This window comes from Streptomyces sp. NPDC086519, assembly GCF_040686075.1.
In the GTDB taxonomy this organism is placed as follows: domain Bacteria; phylum Actinomycetota; class Actinomycetes; order Streptomycetales; family Streptomycetaceae; genus Streptomyces; species Streptomyces shenzhenensis.
Window position 1 is genome coordinate 275,653 of the sequence record NZ_JBFBJL010000002.1, and the last position, 17,952, is coordinate 293,604.

General features: G+C 71.9%; 17 protein-coding genes and 1 pseudogene. 9 read left to right on the forward strand and 9 right to left on the reverse strand.

Features of this window, described 5'->3' with window-relative positions; all coding sequences use genetic code 11:
• Positions 1–47: 47 nt before the first annotated feature.
• Positions 48–1,733 carry a thiamine pyrophosphate-binding protein gene (locus AB0P24_RS03505; protein WP_365790509.1) on the reverse strand — a complete coding sequence of 562 codons (1,686 nt, stop codon included), beginning with the start codon at positions 1,731–1,733 and terminating at the stop codon, positions 48–50.
• Positions 1,730–1,916 (reverse strand): annotated as a pseudogene (locus AB0P24_RS03510) (arginase family protein); the annotation flags it as partial. The pseudogene AB0P24_RS03510 and the gene AB0P24_RS03505, both read right to left, overlap by 4 nt.
• Before the next feature lie 134 nt (positions 1,917–2,050).
• Between AB0P24_RS03510 and AB0P24_RS03515 the strand changes: the two are divergent.
• A complete protein-coding gene (locus AB0P24_RS03515) occupies positions 2,051–2,839 on the forward strand; it encodes a phosphatase (RefSeq protein WP_365790510.1) in 789 nt (262 codons plus the stop codon).
• A 90-nt stretch (positions 2,840–2,929) separates the two neighbouring features.
• On the opposite strand, the gene AB0P24_RS03520 is transcribed toward AB0P24_RS03515, so the two are convergent.
• From AB0P24_RS03520 to AB0P24_RS03535, 4 genes are all read right to left on the reverse strand, one after another.
• Positions 2,930–3,226 carry a hypothetical protein gene (locus tag AB0P24_RS03520; protein WP_365790511.1) on the reverse strand — a complete coding sequence of 99 codons (297 nt, stop codon included), beginning with the start codon at positions 3,224–3,226 and terminating at the stop codon, positions 2,930–2,932.
• 278 nt (positions 3,227–3,504) lie between these two features.
• Positions 3,505–4,371 (reverse strand): acyl-CoA thioesterase II, encoded by an 867-nt coding sequence (locus tag AB0P24_RS03525; RefSeq protein WP_365790512.1) that lies wholly within the window; start codon positions 4,369–4,371, stop codon positions 3,505–3,507.
• 35 nt (positions 4,372–4,406) lie between these two features.
• The gene (locus tag AB0P24_RS03530) at positions 4,407–5,564 is read right to left on the reverse strand and encodes an acyl-CoA dehydrogenase family protein (protein ID WP_365790674.1); all 1,158 of its coding nucleotides are present in this window, start codon (positions 5,562–5,564) and stop codon (positions 4,407–4,409) included.
• 112 nt (positions 5,565–5,676) lie between these two features.
• Complete coding sequence (locus AB0P24_RS03535; protein WP_365790513.1) at positions 5,677–6,294, reverse strand: TetR/AcrR family transcriptional regulator; 618 nt, start codon at positions 6,292–6,294, stop codon at positions 5,677–5,679.
• Between the two features lie 86 nt (positions 6,295–6,380).
• Between AB0P24_RS03535 and AB0P24_RS03540 the strand changes: the two genes are divergently transcribed.
• The 4 genes from AB0P24_RS03540 to AB0P24_RS03555 are packed head-to-tail and all read left to right on the forward strand — an operon-like array spanning position 6,381 to position 12,053.
• A complete protein-coding gene (locus AB0P24_RS03540) occupies positions 6,381–7,997 on the forward strand; it encodes a carboxyl transferase domain-containing protein (RefSeq protein ID WP_365790514.1) in 1,617 nt (538 codons plus the stop codon).
• Between the two features lie 11 nt (positions 7,998–8,008).
• Positions 8,009–9,958, forward strand: coding sequence for a biotin carboxylase N-terminal domain-containing protein (locus tag AB0P24_RS03545; protein WP_365790515.1), 1,950 nt, complete (start codon positions 8,009–8,011; stop codon positions 9,956–9,958).
• Between the two features lie 8 nt (positions 9,959–9,966).
• Positions 9,967–10,887: a hydroxymethylglutaryl-CoA lyase gene (locus tag AB0P24_RS03550; RefSeq protein WP_365790675.1), complete on the forward strand. Its 921-nt coding sequence runs from the start codon at positions 9,967–9,969 to the stop codon at positions 10,885–10,887.
• Between the two features lie 5 nt (positions 10,888–10,892).
• Positions 10,893–12,053, forward strand: a complete 1,161-nt coding sequence (locus tag AB0P24_RS03555; RefSeq protein WP_365790516.1) for an acyl-CoA dehydrogenase family protein — start codon at positions 10,893–10,895, stop codon at positions 12,051–12,053.
• Between the two features lie 39 nt (positions 12,054–12,092).
• On the opposite strand, the gene AB0P24_RS03560 is transcribed toward AB0P24_RS03555, so the two are convergent.
• Together AB0P24_RS03560 and AB0P24_RS03565 are read right to left on the reverse strand one after the other, a co-directional pair.
• Complete coding sequence (locus tag AB0P24_RS03560) at positions 12,093–12,983, reverse strand: helix-turn-helix domain-containing protein (protein WP_365790517.1); 891 nt, start codon at positions 12,981–12,983, stop codon at positions 12,093–12,095.
• A gap of 27 nt (positions 12,984–13,010) precedes the next feature.
• A complete protein-coding gene (locus AB0P24_RS03565; protein ID WP_365790518.1) occupies positions 13,011–13,730 on the reverse strand; it encodes a peptidoglycan-binding protein in 720 nt (239 codons plus the stop codon).
• A gap of 428 nt (positions 13,731–14,158) precedes the next feature.
• Here AB0P24_RS03565 and AB0P24_RS03570 point away from each other — a divergent pair, with 428 nt between their 5' ends.
• The 3 genes from AB0P24_RS03570 to AB0P24_RS03580 all read left to right on the forward strand — a co-directional run bounded on the left by AB0P24_RS03570 (position 14,159) and on the right by AB0P24_RS03580 (position 16,667).
• Positions 14,159–14,539, forward strand: coding sequence for a hypothetical protein (locus tag AB0P24_RS03570; protein WP_365790519.1), 381 nt, complete (start codon positions 14,159–14,161; stop codon positions 14,537–14,539).
• Positions 14,540–14,882: 343 nt separating this feature from the next.
• Positions 14,883–15,527: a dihydrofolate reductase family protein gene (locus AB0P24_RS03575; protein WP_365790520.1), complete on the forward strand. Its 645-nt coding sequence runs from the start codon at positions 14,883–14,885 to the stop codon at positions 15,525–15,527.
• A gap of 264 nt (positions 15,528–15,791) precedes the next feature.
• Positions 15,792–16,667 carry a hypothetical protein gene (locus AB0P24_RS03580; protein WP_365790521.1) on the forward strand — a complete coding sequence of 292 codons (876 nt, stop codon included), beginning with the start codon at positions 15,792–15,794 and terminating at the stop codon, positions 16,665–16,667.
• Between the two features lie 140 nt (positions 16,668–16,807).
• Here the strand turns inward: AB0P24_RS03580 and AB0P24_RS03585 are convergent, their stop codons facing one another.
• Positions 16,808–17,269: a MarR family transcriptional regulator gene (locus AB0P24_RS03585; RefSeq protein ID WP_365790522.1), complete on the reverse strand. Its 462-nt coding sequence runs from the start codon at positions 17,267–17,269 to the stop codon at positions 16,808–16,810.
• A gap of 63 nt (positions 17,270–17,332) precedes the next feature.
• On the opposite strand from AB0P24_RS03585, the gene AB0P24_RS03590 reads away from it, so the two are divergent.
• Entirely contained in the window at positions 17,333–17,701 is a 369-nt protein-coding gene (locus AB0P24_RS03590; protein ID WP_365790676.1) for a VOC family protein, read from the forward strand.
• Positions 17,702–17,952 lie beyond the last annotated feature (251 nt).

Below are 17,952 nucleotides of genomic sequence, written 5' to 3' on the forward strand. Positions count from 1 at the left end.
TCCCATGCGTCATGCGGGCGCGGTAGGGGCTGTCTCTGACAGCCTCCCTAGCCGAGGTGCGTCGGCGCGAACATCCGTAGCAGTGCCGGGAGTACGACCACCGAGGGGCCCGGTGCGGCGAGGGCCCTCGCCAGGTCGGTCTCCAGGGTCTGCGGGGTCGTGCGGACGCCCGGGACGCCGAAGGACTCGGCCAGCGCCACGTAGTCGGGGCGGGTCAGTTCGGTCGCCGTGGCCTCGCCGAACGCGTCGGTCATGTACTCGCGGAGGATGCCGTAGCCGCCGTCGTCGACGATCAGCCAGGTGACCGGGAGCCGGTGCTGCCTCGCCGTCGCCAGCTCGGCGACGGAGTACAGGGCGCCGCCGTCGCCGGAGACCGCCAGCACCGGGCGGGTGGGGTCGGCGGCGGCCGCGCCGAGGGCCGCCGGGAAACCGTAGCCGAGGCCGCCGGCGCCCTGGGCGGAGTGCATGAGGTTCGGCGCCTGTGCGTCGAACGCGGACCACGCCCAGTACGTGAGGATCGTCATGTCCCAGAAGGACGGGGAGCCGGCGGGCAGGGCGCGGCGGACCGACGCCAGCACGTCCTGTTCCAGGGTGAGTTCCTGGGCGGTGATGCGTTCCGAGACGCGCGAGAGCAGGTCTCGTACCCGGTCCGCCGCGCTGTCGTCCTCGCGCGGGGTCACCGTCTCCAGGAACGCCTGCAACGCCAGCCTCGCGTCCGCGTGGATGCCCAGTGCCGGGTGGTTGGACTCCAGCTTGCCGAGGTCCGCCTCGATCTGGACGACCCGGCCGCGCGGCCTGAACGTGTGGTAGTTGGAGGAGAGTTCGCCCAGGCCCGAGCCGACCACCAGCAGGACGTCGGCGTCCGCCAGGAAGTCCGTGGTGTGGCGGTCCTCCAGCCAGGACTGAAGGGACAGGGGGTGGTGCCAGGGGAACGCGCCCTTGCCGCCGAAGGTGGTGACGACCGGGGCGTTCAGCTTCTCGGCCAGCTGACGGAGTTTGCCGGACGCGTCCGCTCGTACCACTCCCCCGCCGGCGATGATCGCCGGGCGGGCGGCGCGCGAGAGCAGGTCGGCCGCCACCGCCGTCAGTTCGGGGCGCGGGGGGAGTTCGTCCGGGGTGGCGTCCACCGCCGTCACCACGGGCAGCGCGGTCTTGGCGAGGAGCACGTCCTGCGGGATCTCCACCCACACCGGGCCGTGCGGGGCCGTCAGGGCCGACTTCCAGGCCGCCGCGAGCGCGGACGGGATCTGCGACTGGGTGCGGACGGTGTGGACCGACTTCACCACGCCCCGGAAGGAGGCCGCCTGGTCCGGGAGTTCGTGCAGATAGCCGTGGCGGCCGCCGCCCAGGCCGGCGGTGGGGATCTGGCTGCTGATCGCCAGCACGGGCGCCGAGGCGGAGGCCGCCTCCTGGAGCGCGGCCAGCGACGTCAGCGCGCCCGGGCCCGTCGACAGCAGCAGCGGGGCCGCCTCGCCGGTGATCCTGCCGTAGGCGTCCGCCGCGAAGCCCGCGTTGTTCTCCACGCGCAGGCCGACGTAGCGCAGGGAGGAGCGGCGCAGCGCGTCGAACATGCCGAGCGCGTGCTGGCCGGGCAGCCCGAAGACGGTGGTCGCGCCGAGCCCGGCCAGGGTCTCCACGACCAGGTCCCCGCCGCTTCGGCCGGCGGGCGGGTTCAGGGCTGCGGCCGTCTGCGCCTCGGTCGGGCGGAGCACCAGGTCGTGGTCGTGGGTCACTTCGAACGCGCCTCGGCAATCTTTCGGGTCGTGATCGTGGTCGGTTCGTACGCGATGTGCGAGGCCGCCATCGAGGTCGCACGCGGCCGGACCGCGCGGGATCTCCAGCAGCTCCCCGGACGTCATACCACCGGCCTCGGGCGCGCCGGTGCCCGGGGCGCGCGCGGCGTCCGGACAGTCGAGCGCGGACTCGACGCCCCGACGTGCGGACGGAGCCGTGGTTCCGCCCTGGGGCAGGAGTGATCCGCCTCAGTGATCCACGTCCCAGCGCGCGATACGCGGGCGAAGCGCACAGCCCGCTGCCCCAGAATGGAGCCATGCCGATACCCGGGACGCCCAGCCGCGCCGAGCTCGTAGAGCACCTCGTGAAGACCCGTATCGCGGGCGATGTCGCCACACCCCGCGAGAACAACCTGCTCCACTACCGCAAGCTGGCCAACGGCGAGCGCAACTGGTGGCTGGGGCTGGAACTCGGCGACCGCTGGAGTGACGAGCAGGACGTGCTGGCCGTGATGGCCGAGCGGGTCGGGGTGAACGACGATCCCGAGTACCGGTACGGCCAGGACACCATCGACCCCGAGCTGACCGTGGACGGCCTGAACCGGCTGGCGGCCCGGCTGCGCAAGGCGGCCGACGGGCAGCAGCGGGTGCTGTTCGCGACCGGTCACCCGGGCGGTCTGCTGGACGTGCACCGGGCGACCGCGGCCGCGCTGCGTGCCGCCGGCTGCGAGATCGTGGTCATCCCGGACGGGCTCCAGACGGACGAGGGGTACGTCATGCAGTTCGCCGACGTGGCGGTCCTCGAGCACGGGGCGACGCTGTGGCACACCCACTCCGGGGAGCCGATGAAGGCCGTCCTGGGCGGACTCGAGCGCGAGGGGCGCCCGCTGCCGGACCTGGTCGTCGCGGACCACGGCTGGGCGGGCTACGCGGCGCAGGCGGGCCTGGACTCCGTCGGATACGCCGACTGCAACGACCCGGCGCTGTTCCTCGCCGAGGCGGAGGGCACCCTGCTGGTGGCCGTACCGCTCGACGACCATGTGCTCAGCCCGCGGTACTACGACCCGTTGACCGCGTATCTGCTGGCCGAGGCGGGGCTGGCCTGACAGACCGATGTGCGGCCCCCGGACACGGGAGCCGCACATCGTGGCCTGACCCTAGACCCTCAGTTCCTGGTGTGTTGACGCCCGGCCGGCTCAGCCGAACCCGAAGCCGTTGAAGCCGCCGAAGCCGCCGAAGCCGCCGAAGCCGAAGCTGGGGACGACCACGACCGGGACGACAGGGACGACGGGGACGAACCCGAAGCTGCGGAAACCGCAGTTGTTGAAGCCGCCCCGGAAGCCGTTGCAGCCGAAGCCGCCGGTGACGACAGTCTGGTGAGTGGAGGCGGGGGCCGCCGAGGCGGTACCCGCGGCGCCGATCGCGGCGCCACCGGCCAGCAGCAGGCCGGCGGCGGACATCGCGGCGAGACGCCTCGCGCGCTGTACTCGCATGGGAAATACCTTTCTGCCGGACTTACGTCCGCTACGCGGCACGTCCGCTATGCGGCACATGCACTGTGCGGCATTTCACTCATAGAGCTTAATTCGGCATAAAGGCGACGGCACCTCGGATGGTCACCACCCGTGATCGCCCGAGCTCACCGGGCCCGAAGTCGACCCCCGAGCCGGTCCTGGACCCCCCGCTCCGGGGCCGGCGGCGACGGAGCGGGGGGCCGGACACATCCGGCCGATCGGCGGGGAACGCGGTTCGGCCCGGGCGTGCCCCGGTGCTACCTGGGGACGCGGACCACACCCTCCTGGATCACGGAGATGGCCAGTGACCCGTCCCGGGTGTAGATCCGGGCCTGGCCGAGCCCGCGGCCGCCGTGCGCGGACGGCGACTCCTGGTCGTACAGCAGCCACTCGTCGGCGCGGAACGGCCGGTGGAACCACATGGCGTGGTCGAGCGAGGCGCCCACCACGTCCCCGACCGCCCAGCCGCCGCGGCCGTGCGCGAGCAGGACGGAGTCGAGGAGGGTCATGTCGGAGACATAGGTCGCGAGGACGACGTGCAGCAGGGGGTCGTCGTCGAGCTTGCCGTTGGTGCGGAACCACACCTGGCTGTGCGGCTCGCGCGGCTCGCCGTACTTGCCGAACGGCGGCTCCTCGACGTACCGCAGGTCGATCGCCTCGCGGGCCTCAAGAAACTTCTCCACGACAGCGGGGTCGAGGTGGCCGTAGTCGCGGAAGCGGTCCGCCGAGGTGGGCAGGGTCGCCGGGTCGGGCGCGGGGGGCATCGGGGCCTGGTGGTCGAGGCCCTCCTCGTCCACCTGGAAGGAGGCCGACAGGGCGAAGATCGGCCGGCCGTGCTGGACGGCGATCGCGCGCCGGGTGGTGAAGGAGCGGCCGTCGCGGATGCGCTCGACGGTGTAGACGATGGGCGCGCCCGGGTCGCCGGGCCGCAGGAAGTACGCGTGCAGGGAGTGGGCGTGCCGGTCGGCCGGGACGGTGCGCCCCGCGGCGACCAGCGCCTGGGCCGCGACCTGCCCGCCGAAGACCCGCGGGACGACGGCGGACCGGGACTGACCGCGGAAGATGTTCTCCTCGATCTGCTCCAGGTCGAGCAGATCGAGGAGATCACTTAGTGCCTGGTTCATGGCACCTTTTCTACTGGCCGGTAATTGCGGGGACCTTACAGGCCCATGTCCTTCGCGATGATCGTCTTCATGATCTCGCTGGTACCGCCGTAGATGCGGTTGACGCGGTTGTCCGCGTACAGGCGGGCGATCGGGTACTCGTTCATGAAGCCGTAGCCGCCGTGCAGCTGGAGGCAGCGGTCGATCACGCGGTGCGCGACCTCGGTGGTGAACAGCTTGGCGCTGGCGGCCTCGGCGGCGGTCAGCTCACCGGCGTCGAGGGCCTCCGTGGCCCGGTCCACGACGGCCTCGGCCGCGTCCACCTCGGCCTGGCAGGCGGCCAGCTCGAACTTGGTGTTCTGGAAGGCGGCGACGGGCTGGCCGAAGACGACGCGGTCCTGGACGTACTGCTTGGCGAACCGGATGGCGGCCTTGGCCTGCGCGTAGGCGCCGTAGGCGATGCCCCAGCGCTCGGAGGCGAGGTTGTGGCCGAGGTAGTAGAAGCCCTTGTTCTCCTCGCCGAGCAGGTCCTCCACGGGCACCTTGACGTCGACGAACGCCAGCTCGGCGGTGTCGGAGGTCTTCAGGCCCAGCTTGTCGAGCTTGCGGCCGACCGAGTAGCCCTCCGCCTTCGTGTCCACCACGAAGAGGGAGATGCCGTGCCGGCGGTCCTCCTTGGTGGGCGCGGAGGTACGGGCGCAGACGATCATCCGGTCGGCGTGCACGCCACCCGTGATGAAGGTCTTGGCGCCGTTGAGGACGTAGTGCGTGCCGTCCTCACTGAGCTTGGCGGTGGTCTTCATGCCCGCGAGGTCGGAGCCGGTGCCCGGCTCGGTCATCGCGATCGCCCACATCTCCTCGCCGGAGACGAACTTCGGCAGGTACCGCTTCTTCTGCTCGTCCGTCGCCAGCAGCTTTATGTACGGCAGGCCGAGCAGCACGTGCACGCCGGAACCGCCGAAGGCGACGCCCGCGCGGGCGGTCTCCTCGTACAGGACGGCCTCGAACTTGTAGGAGTCGATGCCGGCGCCGCCGTACTCCTCGTCGACGCGGATTCCGAAGACGCCGAGCTCGGCGAGCTTGTAGTAGAACTCGCGCGGGGCCTGGCCAGCGGCGAACCACTCGTCGTACACGGGTACGACCTCGGCCTCGATGAAGGCGCGGATGGTCTCCCGGAACGCCTCGTGATCCTCGTCGAACAACGTACGGCGCACGGCCGCCACCTCCACGGACTTCGGCATGTCTAAGCGCTTGCTCAGAGTCCAAGGTACCGGCGGGTAGCCGGGCGGGTCCAGGGTGTGCGGCGGAGCAAGGAGGTAACGCTCGTCACGCCGGAGAGCCGCCGTCCCCCTCCGCCGCCGCGCCGAAGGCGCCCCGCGCCATCCGGTGCAGCAGGACCGCCGTCGCCGCCCGGCCCGGCAGCGAACCCGGTCGGCCCAGATGGGGGGTGGAGTTCAGCAGGCCGAAGACCGAGTGGACCGCCGAGCGGGCGGCGGGCTCCGGGAGGGCCGGGTAGACACCCCGGAGCACCTCCACCCACAGCTCGACGTACTGCCGCTGCAACTGCCGCACCAGTTTCCGGTCGCTGTCGCGCAAGCGGTCCAGCTCCCTGTCGTGCAGGGTGATCAGTGGACGGTCGTCGAGGGCGAAGTCGATGTGGCCCTCGATGAGGGAGTCCAGGACCGCCGAGGGCGCGGTGTCCCCGCCGGCCTCCGCCAGGCGGCGCCTGGCCCCCGTCAGCAACTGCCCGCTGATCCCCACCAGCAGCTCCGCGAGCATCGCGTCCTTGCCCGCGAAGTGCCGGTAGAGACCGGGCCCGCTGATGCCGACCGCGGCCCCTATCTCGTCCACGCCGACGCCGTGGAAGCCGCGCTCGGCGAACAGCCGGGCGGCCTCCTTGAGGATCTGCTCGCGACGGCTCGGGACGTCGGTTCTCGTGACCATGAAAACAATTCTAGACAGGCAGGTTAGCGGTCGTTAACCTGTAGGCAATGCGTTAACGCTCATTAACAAGGTGAGGGGATCGCGGCATGGACCAGGCGCCGGAGCTGACGAGCGCGGCAGACCCCGCGTCGGAGGCCTTTCGGGCCAACGAGGAGGCGCACCGCGTCCTCGTCGAGGAGCTGCGCGCCAAGCTCGCCGCGGCCGCGCTGGGCGGCGGTGAGAAGGCGCGGGCCCGGCACACCGCACGCGGCAAGCTGCTGCCCCGGGACCGGGTGGACACCCTCCTCGACCCCGGCTCCCCCTTCCTGGAGCTGGCCCCCCTGGCCGCCGACGGGATGTACGACGGGGCGGCCCCGGCGGCGGGCGTGATCGCCGGGATCGGCCGGGTCGGCGGGCGCGAATGCGTGATCGTCGCCAACGACGCCACGGTCAAGGGCGGCACGTACTACCCGATGACCGTGAAGAAGCACCTGCGCGCGCAGGAGGTCGCCCTCGACAACCGCCTGCCGTGCGTGTACCTGGTCGACTCCGGCGGCGCCTTCCTGCCCATGCAGGACGAGGTCTTCCCGGACCGCGACCACTTCGGCCGGATCTTCTACAACCAGGCCCGGATGTCCGGGGCGGGCATCCCGCAGATCGCCGCCGTGCTCGGCTCGTGCACGGCCGGCGGCGCGTACGTCCCGGCCATGAGCGACGAGGCGGTCATCGTCCGCAACCAGGGGACGATCTTCCTCGGCGGCCCCCCGCTGGTGAAGGCGGCCACCGGCGAGGTCGTCACCGCCGAGGAGCTGGGCGGCGGCGAGGTCCACTCCCGGATCTCCGGTGTCACCGACCACCTCGCCGAGGACGACGCGCACGCCCTGCGCATCGTCCGGAACATCGTCGCCACACTGCCGGCCCGGCGCGCGCTTCCCTGGGAGGTCGCGCCCGTCACCGAGCCCAAGGCCGACCCCCACGGCCTCTACGGCGCCGTCCCCGTCGACTCCCGCACCCCCTACGACGTCCGCGAGATCATCGCCCGCGTCGTCGACGGCTCCCGGTTCGCCGAGTTCAAGGCCGAGTTCGGGCAGACCCTCGTCACCGGCTTCGCCCGCATCCACGGCCACCCGGTGGGCATCGTCGCCAACAACGGCATCCTCTTCTCCGAGTCCGCCCAGAAGGGCGCCCACTTCATCGAGCTGTGCGACCAGCGCGGCATCCCGCTGGTGTTCCTGCAGAACATCTCCGGCTTCATGGTCGGCAAGGACTACGAGGCCGGCGGCATCGCCAAGCACGGCGCGAAGATGGTGACGGCCGTGGCCTGCACACGGGTGCCCAAGCTGACGGTGGTGGTCGGCGGGTCGTACGGCGCCGGGAACTACTCCATGTGCGGCCGGGCCTACTCCCCGCGCTTCCTGTGGATGTGGCCCAACGCCAAGATCTCGGTGATGGGCGGCGAACAGGCCGCGTCGGTGCTGGCGACCGTCAAGCGGGACCAGCTGGAGGCCCGGGGAGAGTCCTGGCCGGCCGAGGACGAGGAGGCCTTCAAGGCACCCGTCCGCGCCCAGTACGAGCGCCAGGGCAACGCCTACTACGCGACCGCCCGCCTCTGGGACGACGGGGTCATCGACCCCCTCGACACCCGGCAGGTGCTGGGACTGGCCCTGACGGCCTGTGGCAACGCGCCGCTGGGCGAGCCCCAGTTCGGCGTCTTCCGGATGTGAGGAGGGGACTCGTGTTCGACACCGTACTCGTGGCCAACCGGGGCGAGATCGCCGTCCGGGTCATCCGCACGCTCCGCTCGCTGGGCGTCCGCTCGGTGGCCGTGTACTCCGACGCCGACGCGGACGCGCGGCACGTCCGCGAGGCCGACACCGCGGTCCGGATCGGTCCGGCGCCGGCGGCCGAGAGCTATCTGTCCGTGCCACGGCTGCTGGAGGCGGCCGCCCGCGGCGGGGCGCAGGCCGTCCACCCGGGCTACGGCTTCCTCGCCGAGAACGCGGCCTTCGCGCGGGCGTGCGAGGAGGCCGGGCTGGTCTTCATCGGGCCGCCCGCGGCCGCGATCGCGCTGATGGGCGACAAGATCCGCGCCAAGGAGACGGTGGCGGCGGCCGGGGTGCCGGTGGTGCCCGGCGGCCGTGACCCCGACCTGGCGGTCGCCGCGCGCGAACTGGGCGCCCCCGTACTCCTCAAGCCCTCGGCCGGCGGCGGTGGCAAGGGCATGCGGCTGGTCCGGGACCTGGGAGTCCTGGACGACGAGATCGCCGCCGCCCGCCGCGAGGCCCGCGCCTCCTTCGGCGACGACACCCTCCTCGTCGAGCGGTGGATCGACCGCCCCCGGCACATCGAGATCCAGGTCCTGGCCGACGCCCACGGCAACGTCGTCCACCTCGGCGAACGCGAGTGCTCGCTGCAGCGCCGGCACCAGAAGGTCGTCGAGGAGGCGCCCTCGGTCCTGCTGGACGAGGCGACGCGGGCCGCGATGGGCGCGGCGGCGGTCCAGGCGGCGCGCTCGTGCGGGTACGTCGGCGCGGGCACGGTGGAGTTCATCGTGCCGGGCGGCACTGTGCCTGTCGAGGGGACACCCCCCGCACCCCCCGTCGCGTCGTTCTACTTCATGGAGATGAACACCCGCCTCCAGGTGGAGCACCCGGTCACCGAACTGATCACGGGTCTGGACCTGGTGGAGTGGCAGCTGCGGGTGGCGGCCGGCGAGCGGCTGTCCTTCGGCCAGGGCGACGTCACGCTCACCGGCCACGCCGTCGAGGCCCGGATCTGCGCCGAGGACCCGGCACGCGGCTTCCTGCCCACCGGCGGCACCGTGCTGCTGCTGCGGGAACCACAGGGCGACGGCGTGCGCACCGACTCCGGGCTCAGCGAGGGCTCCGAGGTCGGCAGCCGCTACGACCCGATGCTGTCCAAGGTGATCGCGTACGGCCCGGACCGCGCGACCGCGCTGCGCAAGCTGCGCCAGGCCCTCGCGGAGACGGTCACCCTCGGCGTGCAGACCAACGCCGGTTTCCTGCGCCGTCTGCTGGGCCACCCGGCGGTGGTGGCGGGCGAGCTGGACACCGGCCTGGTCGAGCGGGTGGTGGACGACCTGGTCGCCACGGACGTACCGGACGAGGTGTACGAGGCGGCGGCGGCCGTACGGCTGGAGGCGCTGCGGCCGGTCGCGGACGGAGGCTGGACGGACCCCTTCTCCCTGCCCAGCGGCTGGCGCCTCGGCGGTGCCGCCAAGCCCGTCGGCTTCCACCTCCGGGTGCAGGACCCGGTGGAGTACGCCCCGCGCGGCACGCACACCGTCACCGCCGACCGCGTGTCGGTGGTGCTGGACGGCGTCCGGCACACCTTCCACCGCGCCGCCGACTGGATCGGCCGCGACGGCGACGCCTGGCAGGTCCGCGACCACGACCCGGTCGCCGCGTCCCTCACGGGTGTGGGGCACGCGGGGGCCGACTCCCTCACCGCGCCGATGCCGGGCACGGTGACCGTCGTGAAGGTCGCCGTCGGGGACGAGGTCACCGCCGGGCAGAGCCTGCTGGTGGTGGAGGCGATGAAGATGGAGCACGTCATCTCCGCCCCGCACGCCGGCACGGTCGCCGAACTCGACGTGAAACCGGGTGCCACGGTCGCCATGGACCAGGTGCTGGCCGTGATCACCCCGGCAGAGGAGGGCCAGTGACACTCCCCATGGTCGTACCGGCGCCCGGCCTCCCGGCCCGCGTCCGGATCCACGAGGTCGGCGCGCGCGACGGCCTGCAGAACGAGAAGACGACCGTACCGACGTCGGTGAAGGCGGAGTTCGTCCACCGCCTGGCCGACGCGGGCCTGACCACGATCGAGGCGACGAGCTTCGTCCACCCGAAGTGGGTGCCCCAACTGGCCGACGCGGAGGACCTGTTCCCCCAGCTCGCCGGCCTCCGGGGCGTCTCGCTCCCCGTCCTGGTCCCCAACCAGCGCGGCCTGGACCGCGCCCTCGGCCTCGGCGCCCGGCGGGTCGCCGTCTTCGCCAGCGCGACCGAGTCCTTCGCCAAGGCCAACCTCAACCGCTCCCTGGACGAGTCCCTGGCCGTCTTCGACCCGGTCGTCCGGCAGGCCAAGGACGCCGACGTGCACGTCCGCGGGTACGTCTCGATGTGCTTCGGCGACCCCTGGGAGGGCGCCGTCCCGCTCCACCAGGTCGTCCGGATCTGCAAGGCGCTGCGCGACATGGGCTGCGACGAGCTGAGCCTGGGCGACACGATCGGCGTGGCCACCCCCGGCCACGTCCTGGAACTCCTCTCCCTGCTGAACGAGGAGGGCGTGCCGACGAACGTCGTCGGCGTGCACTTCCACGACACCTACGGCCAGGCGCTCGCCAACACCTACGCGGCCCTGCAACACGGCGTGACGACGGTCGACGCGTCCGCCGGCGGGCTCGGCGGCTGCCCGTACGCGAAGTCCGCCACCGGCAACCTCGCCACCGAGGACCTGGTCTGGATGCTCCAGGGCCTCGGCGTCGAGACCGGAGTCGACCTCGGCCGCCTGACCGCCACCAGCGTGTGGATGGCCGAACAGCTGGGCCGACCCAGCCCGTCCCGTACCGTCCGCGCCCTCTCCCACCAGGAGTGACGACCATGGACCACCGCCTCTCCCCCGAACTGGAAGAACTCCGCCGTACGGTGGAGGAGTTCGCGCACGACGTCGTGGCGCCGAAGATCGGCGACTTCTACGAGCGGCACGAGTTCCCGTACGAGATCGTCCGCGAGATGGGCCGGATGGGCCTGTTCGGACTGCCGTTCCCCGAGGAGTACGGCGGGATGGGCGGCGACTACCTGGCCCTCGGCATCGCCCTGGAGGAGCTGGCCCGCGTCGACTCGTCGGTGGCGATCACGCTCGAAGCCGGAGTCTCCCTGGGCGCGATGCCCATCCACCTGTTCGGCACCGACGCCCAGAAGCGCGAATGGCTCCCCCGCCTCTGCTCCGGCGAGCTCCTCGGCGCCTTCGGCCTCACGGAGCCCGACGGCGGCAGCGACGCGGGCGCGACCCGTACGACGGCCCGGCTCGACCCCGCCACCGACGAGTGGGTGATCAACGGCAGCAAGTGCTTCATCACCAACTCGGGGACGGACATCACGGGTCTGGTCACCGTCACCGCGGTGACCGGCCGCAAGCCCGACGGCAAGCCGCAGATCTCGTCGATCATCGTCCCCTCCGGAACCCCCGGCTTCACGGTCGCCGCCCCCTACTCCAAGGTCGGCTGGAACGCCTCCGACACCCGCGAGCTGTCCTTCGCCGACGTCCGGGTCCCCGCCGCCAACCTGCTCGGCGCGGAGGGCCGCGGCTACGCCCAGTTCCTCCGCATCCTCGACGAGGGCCGCATCGCCATCGCGGCCCTGGCCACCGGCCTGGCCCAGGGCTGCGTGGACGAGTCCGTCAAGTACGCGAAGGAACGCCACGCCTTCGGCCGCCCCATCGGCGCCAACCAGGCCATCCAGTTCAAGATCGCCGACATGGAGATGAAGGCCCACACCGCCCGCCTCGCCTGGCGCGACGCCGCCTCCCGGCTGGTCGCCGGCGAGCCCTTCAAGAAGGAAGCGGCCCTCGCCAAGCTCCACTCCTCCACCGTCGCGGTCGACAACGCCCGCGACGCCACCCAGATCCACGGCGGCTACGGCTTCATGAACGAGTACCCGGTGGCCCGCATGTGGCGCGACTCCAAGATCCTGGAGATCGGCGAGGGGACGAGCGAGGTGCAGCGGATGCTTATCGCGCGGGAGTTGGGGCTGGTGGGGTGAAACCGGCCGGGGGCTCCGTGCGGCGCCCCGGGTCGCACGTCACGGTGCCCGGGTGCCGTAGAAGCACTCCCTTCCGGGATGCCCGAGGGAGGGGTAATAGCACGCGCGCAGGCTCCCGGGGTGAGGGGCAGCGATCATGGTCGTCGTCACCACGTCGCCGGCCGGCCGTGCCGCTTCGACAGCGCTCTGGGGGCGTGCGCCCGGGCCGGTGATCTCGATGCCGAAGCCGGGGTGCGTGGGCCAGGCGCGGATCCACCCGGCCTGGCAGCTGGGGCTCAGCCGGATTTCGAGCCGGGCGCCGTCCGCCGCCGTGTGGGAAGCCGTGGTGACGGGATCCTCGCACGCCGTCGTCCGCGGATTCCGGCCCTCGCACGACCGCAACGTACACACCGGCGGGCGAGCGGCCGGCTGCGAGGCAGTGGTGCGGGCGGCGTGGACGACGGCGGCGGGCGTCACCATCGCCGCGCACAGCAGCAGGACCCCGGCCGCCGTACCCACGGGCCGCTCGTCGATCAGGGCGGAGGCCGCGATCAGCATGCGGTGCACCCGGCCGACGCGTGGTGCGGGAGACGGGCTGCGGAGCACGGCGGCATCGACAGCGGACGCGGGCGGGGGTGCCTCCTCGGAACCGGCGGACACCGGTTGCCCGCGTCTGCTCCAGACCCCGTCCGCCCGTGCCCACTGCGCCAGGAGTTCGTCCTCGGTGTGACGCGCCGCCTTGCACAGGGCCTGGACGGCATGCCTGGGCGGGAACTGCTTGCCGTTGAGGTACCGCTCCCAGGACGACCTGCTGATCGCCGTCGCCCGCGCCAGTTCGGCGAGAGTCAGCCCGCTGCCGTCCTTGAGGTCGCGCAGGCCGGTGACGAGGCATGACCAGGCAGCGGGCAGATCGGGAGGCAGCTCTCGCCGACGAGCCGCGGAGTACACCATGGCCCCGGTCCTTCCTTCCTCGGTCGTCTATGCCACGTGCCGCAGCAGGGCCCAGGTCTGCTCGCCGACCATCCCGTCGTCAGGCACGTGGTCGCGCCGCTGCAACCGTCTGACCTCCGCCTCCGTGCGCTCACCGAAGTACCCGTCCACGTCACCGGGTGACAGTTCGTGACGCAGCAGCAGGCACTGCACCTCCGCGACATCAGGTCCGGTCCCGTTCCGCATGACCAGGTGGGAGGTGGTGGCGCTGTTCCCGGCGAACAACTGGTCGCCGTGCCGGGTGTAGGTGCACCCGTACTTGCCGACGCCGGCCACACCGACCGCGGGGGCCTGCCCGCGCCCCGGGTCGACGATCAGCAGGACCGAGGTGACCGCGGACAGCAGCAGCGCCCCCGTGGCGACGGACAGTGCCGCCACCCGGATCTCCGGCTGCGGATCCTGCCTGTGCACCGGCGGACCGCTCTCCGCCGACGTGACCGCGGCGGCGGCCGAGGTTCGCTGTGCGGCGTCCCACAGGGCCAGCAGCGGAGTGCCGTCCGCGCCGGCCATACCCGCCAGCGCTTCGACGGCGTCCTGCGGCGGCAGCGCCTTCCCGTTGAGATACCGCTCCCACGACGACTTGCTGAAAGGTGTTTTCGCCTGAAGGGACTTCAGGCTCAGCCCGCTGCGGTCCTTCAGCCGCCGCAACTCCACCACAAGCCGCCAGGCGTGCGGATCAAGGGACTCGGGCAGTTCCTTCCACCTCACCGTGCCTCCCCGTCAGCTCCCGGAGCCTCCACGGGCTCCGGGATGCCGCATTGCCGGACCTCTCGTGATTCTCGCCCCATTCGGGGGCTCCTGTCAGGGATTCCCCGTCCAGCCCGGTTTCGTGCGATCGATTCCGGTCACTCCAGCAAACGGTCCGGAGGCCCGTCGACCTCACCACGGGACTTCCCGGGAACGCGTCCCGCGGCGGCGTCCGCACAGGTCACGGCCTGAGACGTCCCGAGATGTCCCGGGCCGTTCACCGCCCCTGGAGACGTGCCCCGCTCATCCACCACGCTCGACCGTGACGCCAGGCGTCACGCTCAGAAACGTGCCGAGCGGCATCAGCCGCTGTCCGTTTCGCCGGTCCCGGCCCGGTCCGGGACCGGCGCAGAGCGTTCGAACATCGTTCCACACAACGGAGGTCCCGCATGTACGTTCGCAATCTCGCCAGGGCGGCGGTGGCGGTCTGCGCCGTCGGTGTCGTGACGGTCATGGTCACGGTGCCGGCCTCGGCCACGGGGAAGGCATCGGTGTACACCCGCAGCGTGGAGCGGGGTCGGGTGAACTACTGGACCAGCACCGACGACTTCCGTGTCTCCGACACGAGCTGCGACGGCCACAGCGTGTACGCCCAGTACCAGAGGGCCGGCGCGGGCACGGTGCGGCTGAACCACAGCGGAGGCTGCGGTACGCACACGGACTTCAACCGCAGCTTCACCAACGGCCAGACGATCAAGTACCGGGCCTGCGTCAACCTTCCCGCCGCCCCCGACATCTGCGGCCCGTGGAAGTGGGACACCACAGGCTGACCTTCCCCCCGGCCTCGGCCCCGACGCCGCCACGCCGTCGGGGCCGACCCGTGAAGTCGGCCCGGCATCCAGCGGGCGGCTGACGGGCGCACGTCCGGGACATCACCGGCCGGCGAGCTGAGGCGGCCCCGCCCATCCGCTGGTGCCCGTCGAAGCTCCGTCGCCGGGCGCGCCGTCCCCGGTGGAGGACGGTCCCGGGCGGGTGGTGCGCGGCGAGCCGGTCCCAGGCGGTGTTCCTTGGAAAAAAGTTGCGTGCCGCTGTCGATTCGGCCGCGTCCCGTTCGACGTCATGATGCGCGGCGCCTCGCCGCACGATGACGCGACAGGACTGACGAGGACACACGTGGATCAACTGCTGAGAGTCATGAACTTCAACGTCTCCAGTGACGGGATCGGTGCCGGCGAGCACCAGAGCCTCGGGCTGCCGTTCGGCCTCGACCGTCCCGAGAGACTGTTCGGCTGGGCCGGAGCCACGGCGAGCTGGCCCATGCGCACGGATCGCGGGGGAAGCCGTGGCCTCGACGACTACTTCACGCGCGACTTCGCGCGCAACATCGGCGCCGAGATCATGGGCCGCAACAAGTTCGGGCCCCAGCGCGGGCCCTGGCAGGACGATGAGTGGCGCGGCTGGTGGGGCCAGGAACCCCCGTTCCGCACACCGGTGTTCGTCATGACCCACCACCAGCGTCCGTCGTTCACACTCTCCGACACCACGTTCCACTTCATCGACGGCGACCCGGCCACGGTCCTCGAACACGCGCGGGAAGCGGCGCGGGGCATGGACGTCCGGCTCGGCGGCGGGGTCACCACCATCCGGCAGTTCCTCGATGCCGGCCTCGTCGACACCATGCATGTGGCGGTCTCGCCGCTGAAGCTCGGGTCCGGACTGCGACTCTGGGAGTCCCCCGACGAACTGCTCGACCGGTTCCACCTGGAGGTCGTGCCCAGCCCGAGCGGCGTGGCGCACCACCTGTTCTGGCGAAGGTGACACGAGGACCCGCTTGAGGCCGGACCGCGGCTGCGAGGGGGCGTCCGCCCCGGCGGACGCCCTTCTCCCCGCGGATCCCGACGCGTTCCTCGCGCAGCATGCGCTCCGGGTCGGGAGAGTCCCGCGAAGGAGTGCGGAGTTTCCCCCGGATCGCGGTACGCCGGTCCGGAGAGCCGCTCGGCGGGTGTCGCCTGATCGAGCTCTCCGCCAGAGCGCCGGGGGCCACGGCCGACCGCTGCACGCCACCCGCTAGCATCTCTTCGCATGACGAGGCGGGGGTGGCGACTGGGCGTCATGGCGGTGCTGGCGGCGATCTGCGTCTCCGGTGCCGGGGGCCCGGAGATCATCCGCACGGCGTCGGACCTGGGCCCTCTGCCGGCCGACCGCTACGACTACACACCGCGGGACTACCAGCGATCCCAGCGGGCATCGGCGTTGCTGGTCCGGCAGTGCATGGCGGAGCACGGCCACCCGGACTTCCCGCTCGACCCGCGCTACCCCACCGACCCCCTCGTCGCCACTGCGGTCGGCACCGACTACGGCGCCCTGGATCTCGCCGCCGCCCGCCGCTGGGGCTACGGCTGGGACCCGGAGCAGTCCCCGGTCCTCCAGCCGAAGGGCCGCCGGATGACCAACGCCGAGTACGCGGACTTCCCCGCCTGCAACGCCGAGGCGAGCCGGCGGCTGATGCGCGGCATCGACGTCAGGCGGGACTGGCTCTACGCACGTACACGGGCGATCGAGGTCGACAAGGCGGTCAGGCGCGACCCGCGCCTCCGCGCGGCGTGGGACGTGTGGTCCCGCTGTGTGGCAGACCAAGGATTCACCCGCTATCCCGACCCCGTCGCGGCGTACACGGACCCCGCCTGGGAACGGGGCAGTGACGGCAACACCCGTCATACGCGGCGGGAGCGGGCCACCGCCGTCGCGGACGTCACCTGCAAGCGCCGCCACCGTACGGCCGAGATCTGGCACGCCGCACAGGCGCAGCAGCAGGCCGTGGACATCACACGGCACCGCGAGCGCTACGCCGCCGGGCTGCGGGCGCTGCGAACGTACCGGGCGACCATCACCGAGGTGCTGCGGAAGCTCGGCCAGGGTCCCGGCTCAATGGGGCCGGCTCCGGCTCGGACGAGGTAGTTCCGGACCAGTGGACCGGACGCCGTCCCAGTTGGCCTGGTCCCGGCACCACCGGAGTTCCGGCGCTTCGGGCAGCCGTCAGCAGCGGACCAGTCCGCGTGCGCCGCGGGGACACGGCGCAGTCGTGAATTCCGGGGCGGTTACGTCGCCGACGCGGGCGGCTCGGTCAGTGCGGCGATGCACGCGGTGAGCAGGCGCCGCATCTGGTCCTGTTCGCCGGCAGTCAGATTGGCCAGCATGTCCTGCTCGACGCGGCGAACCGCGGCGCTGGCCACCTTGAGCTGGCGGCGCCCGTCGGCGGTCAGCTCGGTCGGCAGGGCCCTGCCGACGGGGGCCTGTGCCGGGCGGACGACGAGTCCCTCGCGTTCGAGTGCCCGCAGGAGCACGTTCATCGACTGCCGGGTGACGAAGGTGCCGCGGGCGAGCTCGGAGTTGGACAGACCCGGCCGCTGGGCGAGCAGCTCCAGGCAGGAGTAGTGGGTGATCGTCATGCCCAACGGCCTCAGCACGGCCTCCAGGGCGGAGTGCAGGGCGCTCGCGGCCGCCTTCAGCATGTACCCCAGTGATGTGTCCAGCTCGATTCCGGGTTCACCTTGACTCATGTCAGAAGTCTGACATACGGTCTCGCATGTCAGAAGACTGACATGGCATGGGAGGTAGGAATCGTGGCCGTCACCGGACCCGACTTCATTTCACTGCAGGTGCGCGACCTGGAGCGCTCTGCCGCTTTCTACGAGCAGTACCTGGGACTGAAGCGCTCTGCCGCAGGGCCGCCGCACGCTGTCGTGTTCGACACCAAGCCGATCGCGTTCGCCGTCCGCGATGTCGTCGCGGGCGTCGACCTGGACGCGATCGCACAGCCGGGCCAGGGAATGGCGCTGTGGCTGCACGCCCCCGACGCGCAGGACATCCACGACGCCCTCGCCGCCGCCGGCACGACGATCGTCTCGGCGCCCGTCGACGGGCCGTTCGGCCGCACGTTCACCTTCGCGGACCCCGACGGCTACCAGGTGACCCTCCACGACCGCGGCTGAGCCGGGCACCCCGGCCCTCGGCACGGCAGGCGCCGCCACGGCCGGCCGCACTCCCGGTCGGCGCCTGCCGCTTCGAGTCACGCGGACCCGAGCGACGGCGGCCCCTTGCCCGACCGGACCACCATCTCGGCGCCGGCCGACGCCTCTCGGCCCCGGCGGCCGCGAACGGGCGCGGTGAGGGCCAGGCCTGGACAAGATCTGAGGTTAGGCTAACCTAAGCAACGACTTGTCCGGCGGTGTTTCCGCACATC

Bases quoted from the DNA above. Each gene is read 5' to 3' on its own strand.
- AB0P24_RS03515 (WP_365790510.1), top strand. From the start codon at position 2,051: ATGCCGATACCCGGGACGCCCAGCCGCGCCGAGCTCGTAGAGCACCTC.
- AB0P24_RS03520 (WP_365790511.1), bottom strand. From the start codon at position 3,226: ATGCGAGTACAGCGCGCGAGGCGTCTCGCCGCGATGTCCGCCGCCGGC.
- AB0P24_RS03525 (WP_365790512.1), bottom strand. From the start codon at position 4,371: ATGAACCAGGCACTAAGTGATCTCCTCGATCTGCTCGACCTGGAGCAG.
- AB0P24_RS03535 (WP_365790513.1), bottom strand. From the start codon at position 6,294: ATGGTCACGAGAACCGACGTCCCGAGCCGTCGCGAGCAGATCCTCAAG.
- AB0P24_RS03540 (WP_365790514.1), top strand. From the start codon at position 6,381: ATGGACCAGGCGCCGGAGCTGACGAGCGCGGCAGACCCCGCGTCGGAG.
- AB0P24_RS03550 (WP_365790675.1), top strand. From the start codon at position 9,967: ATGGTCGTACCGGCGCCCGGCCTCCCGGCCCGCGTCCGGATCCACGAG.
- AB0P24_RS03555 (WP_365790516.1), top strand. From the start codon at position 10,893: ATGGACCACCGCCTCTCCCCCGAACTGGAAGAACTCCGCCGTACGGTG.
- AB0P24_RS03560 (WP_365790517.1), bottom strand. From the start codon at position 12,983: ATGGTGTACTCCGCGGCTCGTCGGCGAGAGCTGCCTCCCGATCTGCCC.
- AB0P24_RS03570 (WP_365790519.1), top strand. From the start codon at position 14,159: ATGTACGTTCGCAATCTCGCCAGGGCGGCGGTGGCGGTCTGCGCCGTC.
- AB0P24_RS03580 (WP_365790521.1), top strand. From the start codon at position 15,792: ATGACGAGGCGGGGGTGGCGACTGGGCGTCATGGCGGTGCTGGCGGCG.
- AB0P24_RS03585 (WP_365790522.1), bottom strand. From the start codon at position 17,269: ATGAGTCAAGGTGAACCCGGAATCGAGCTGGACACATCACTGGGGTAC.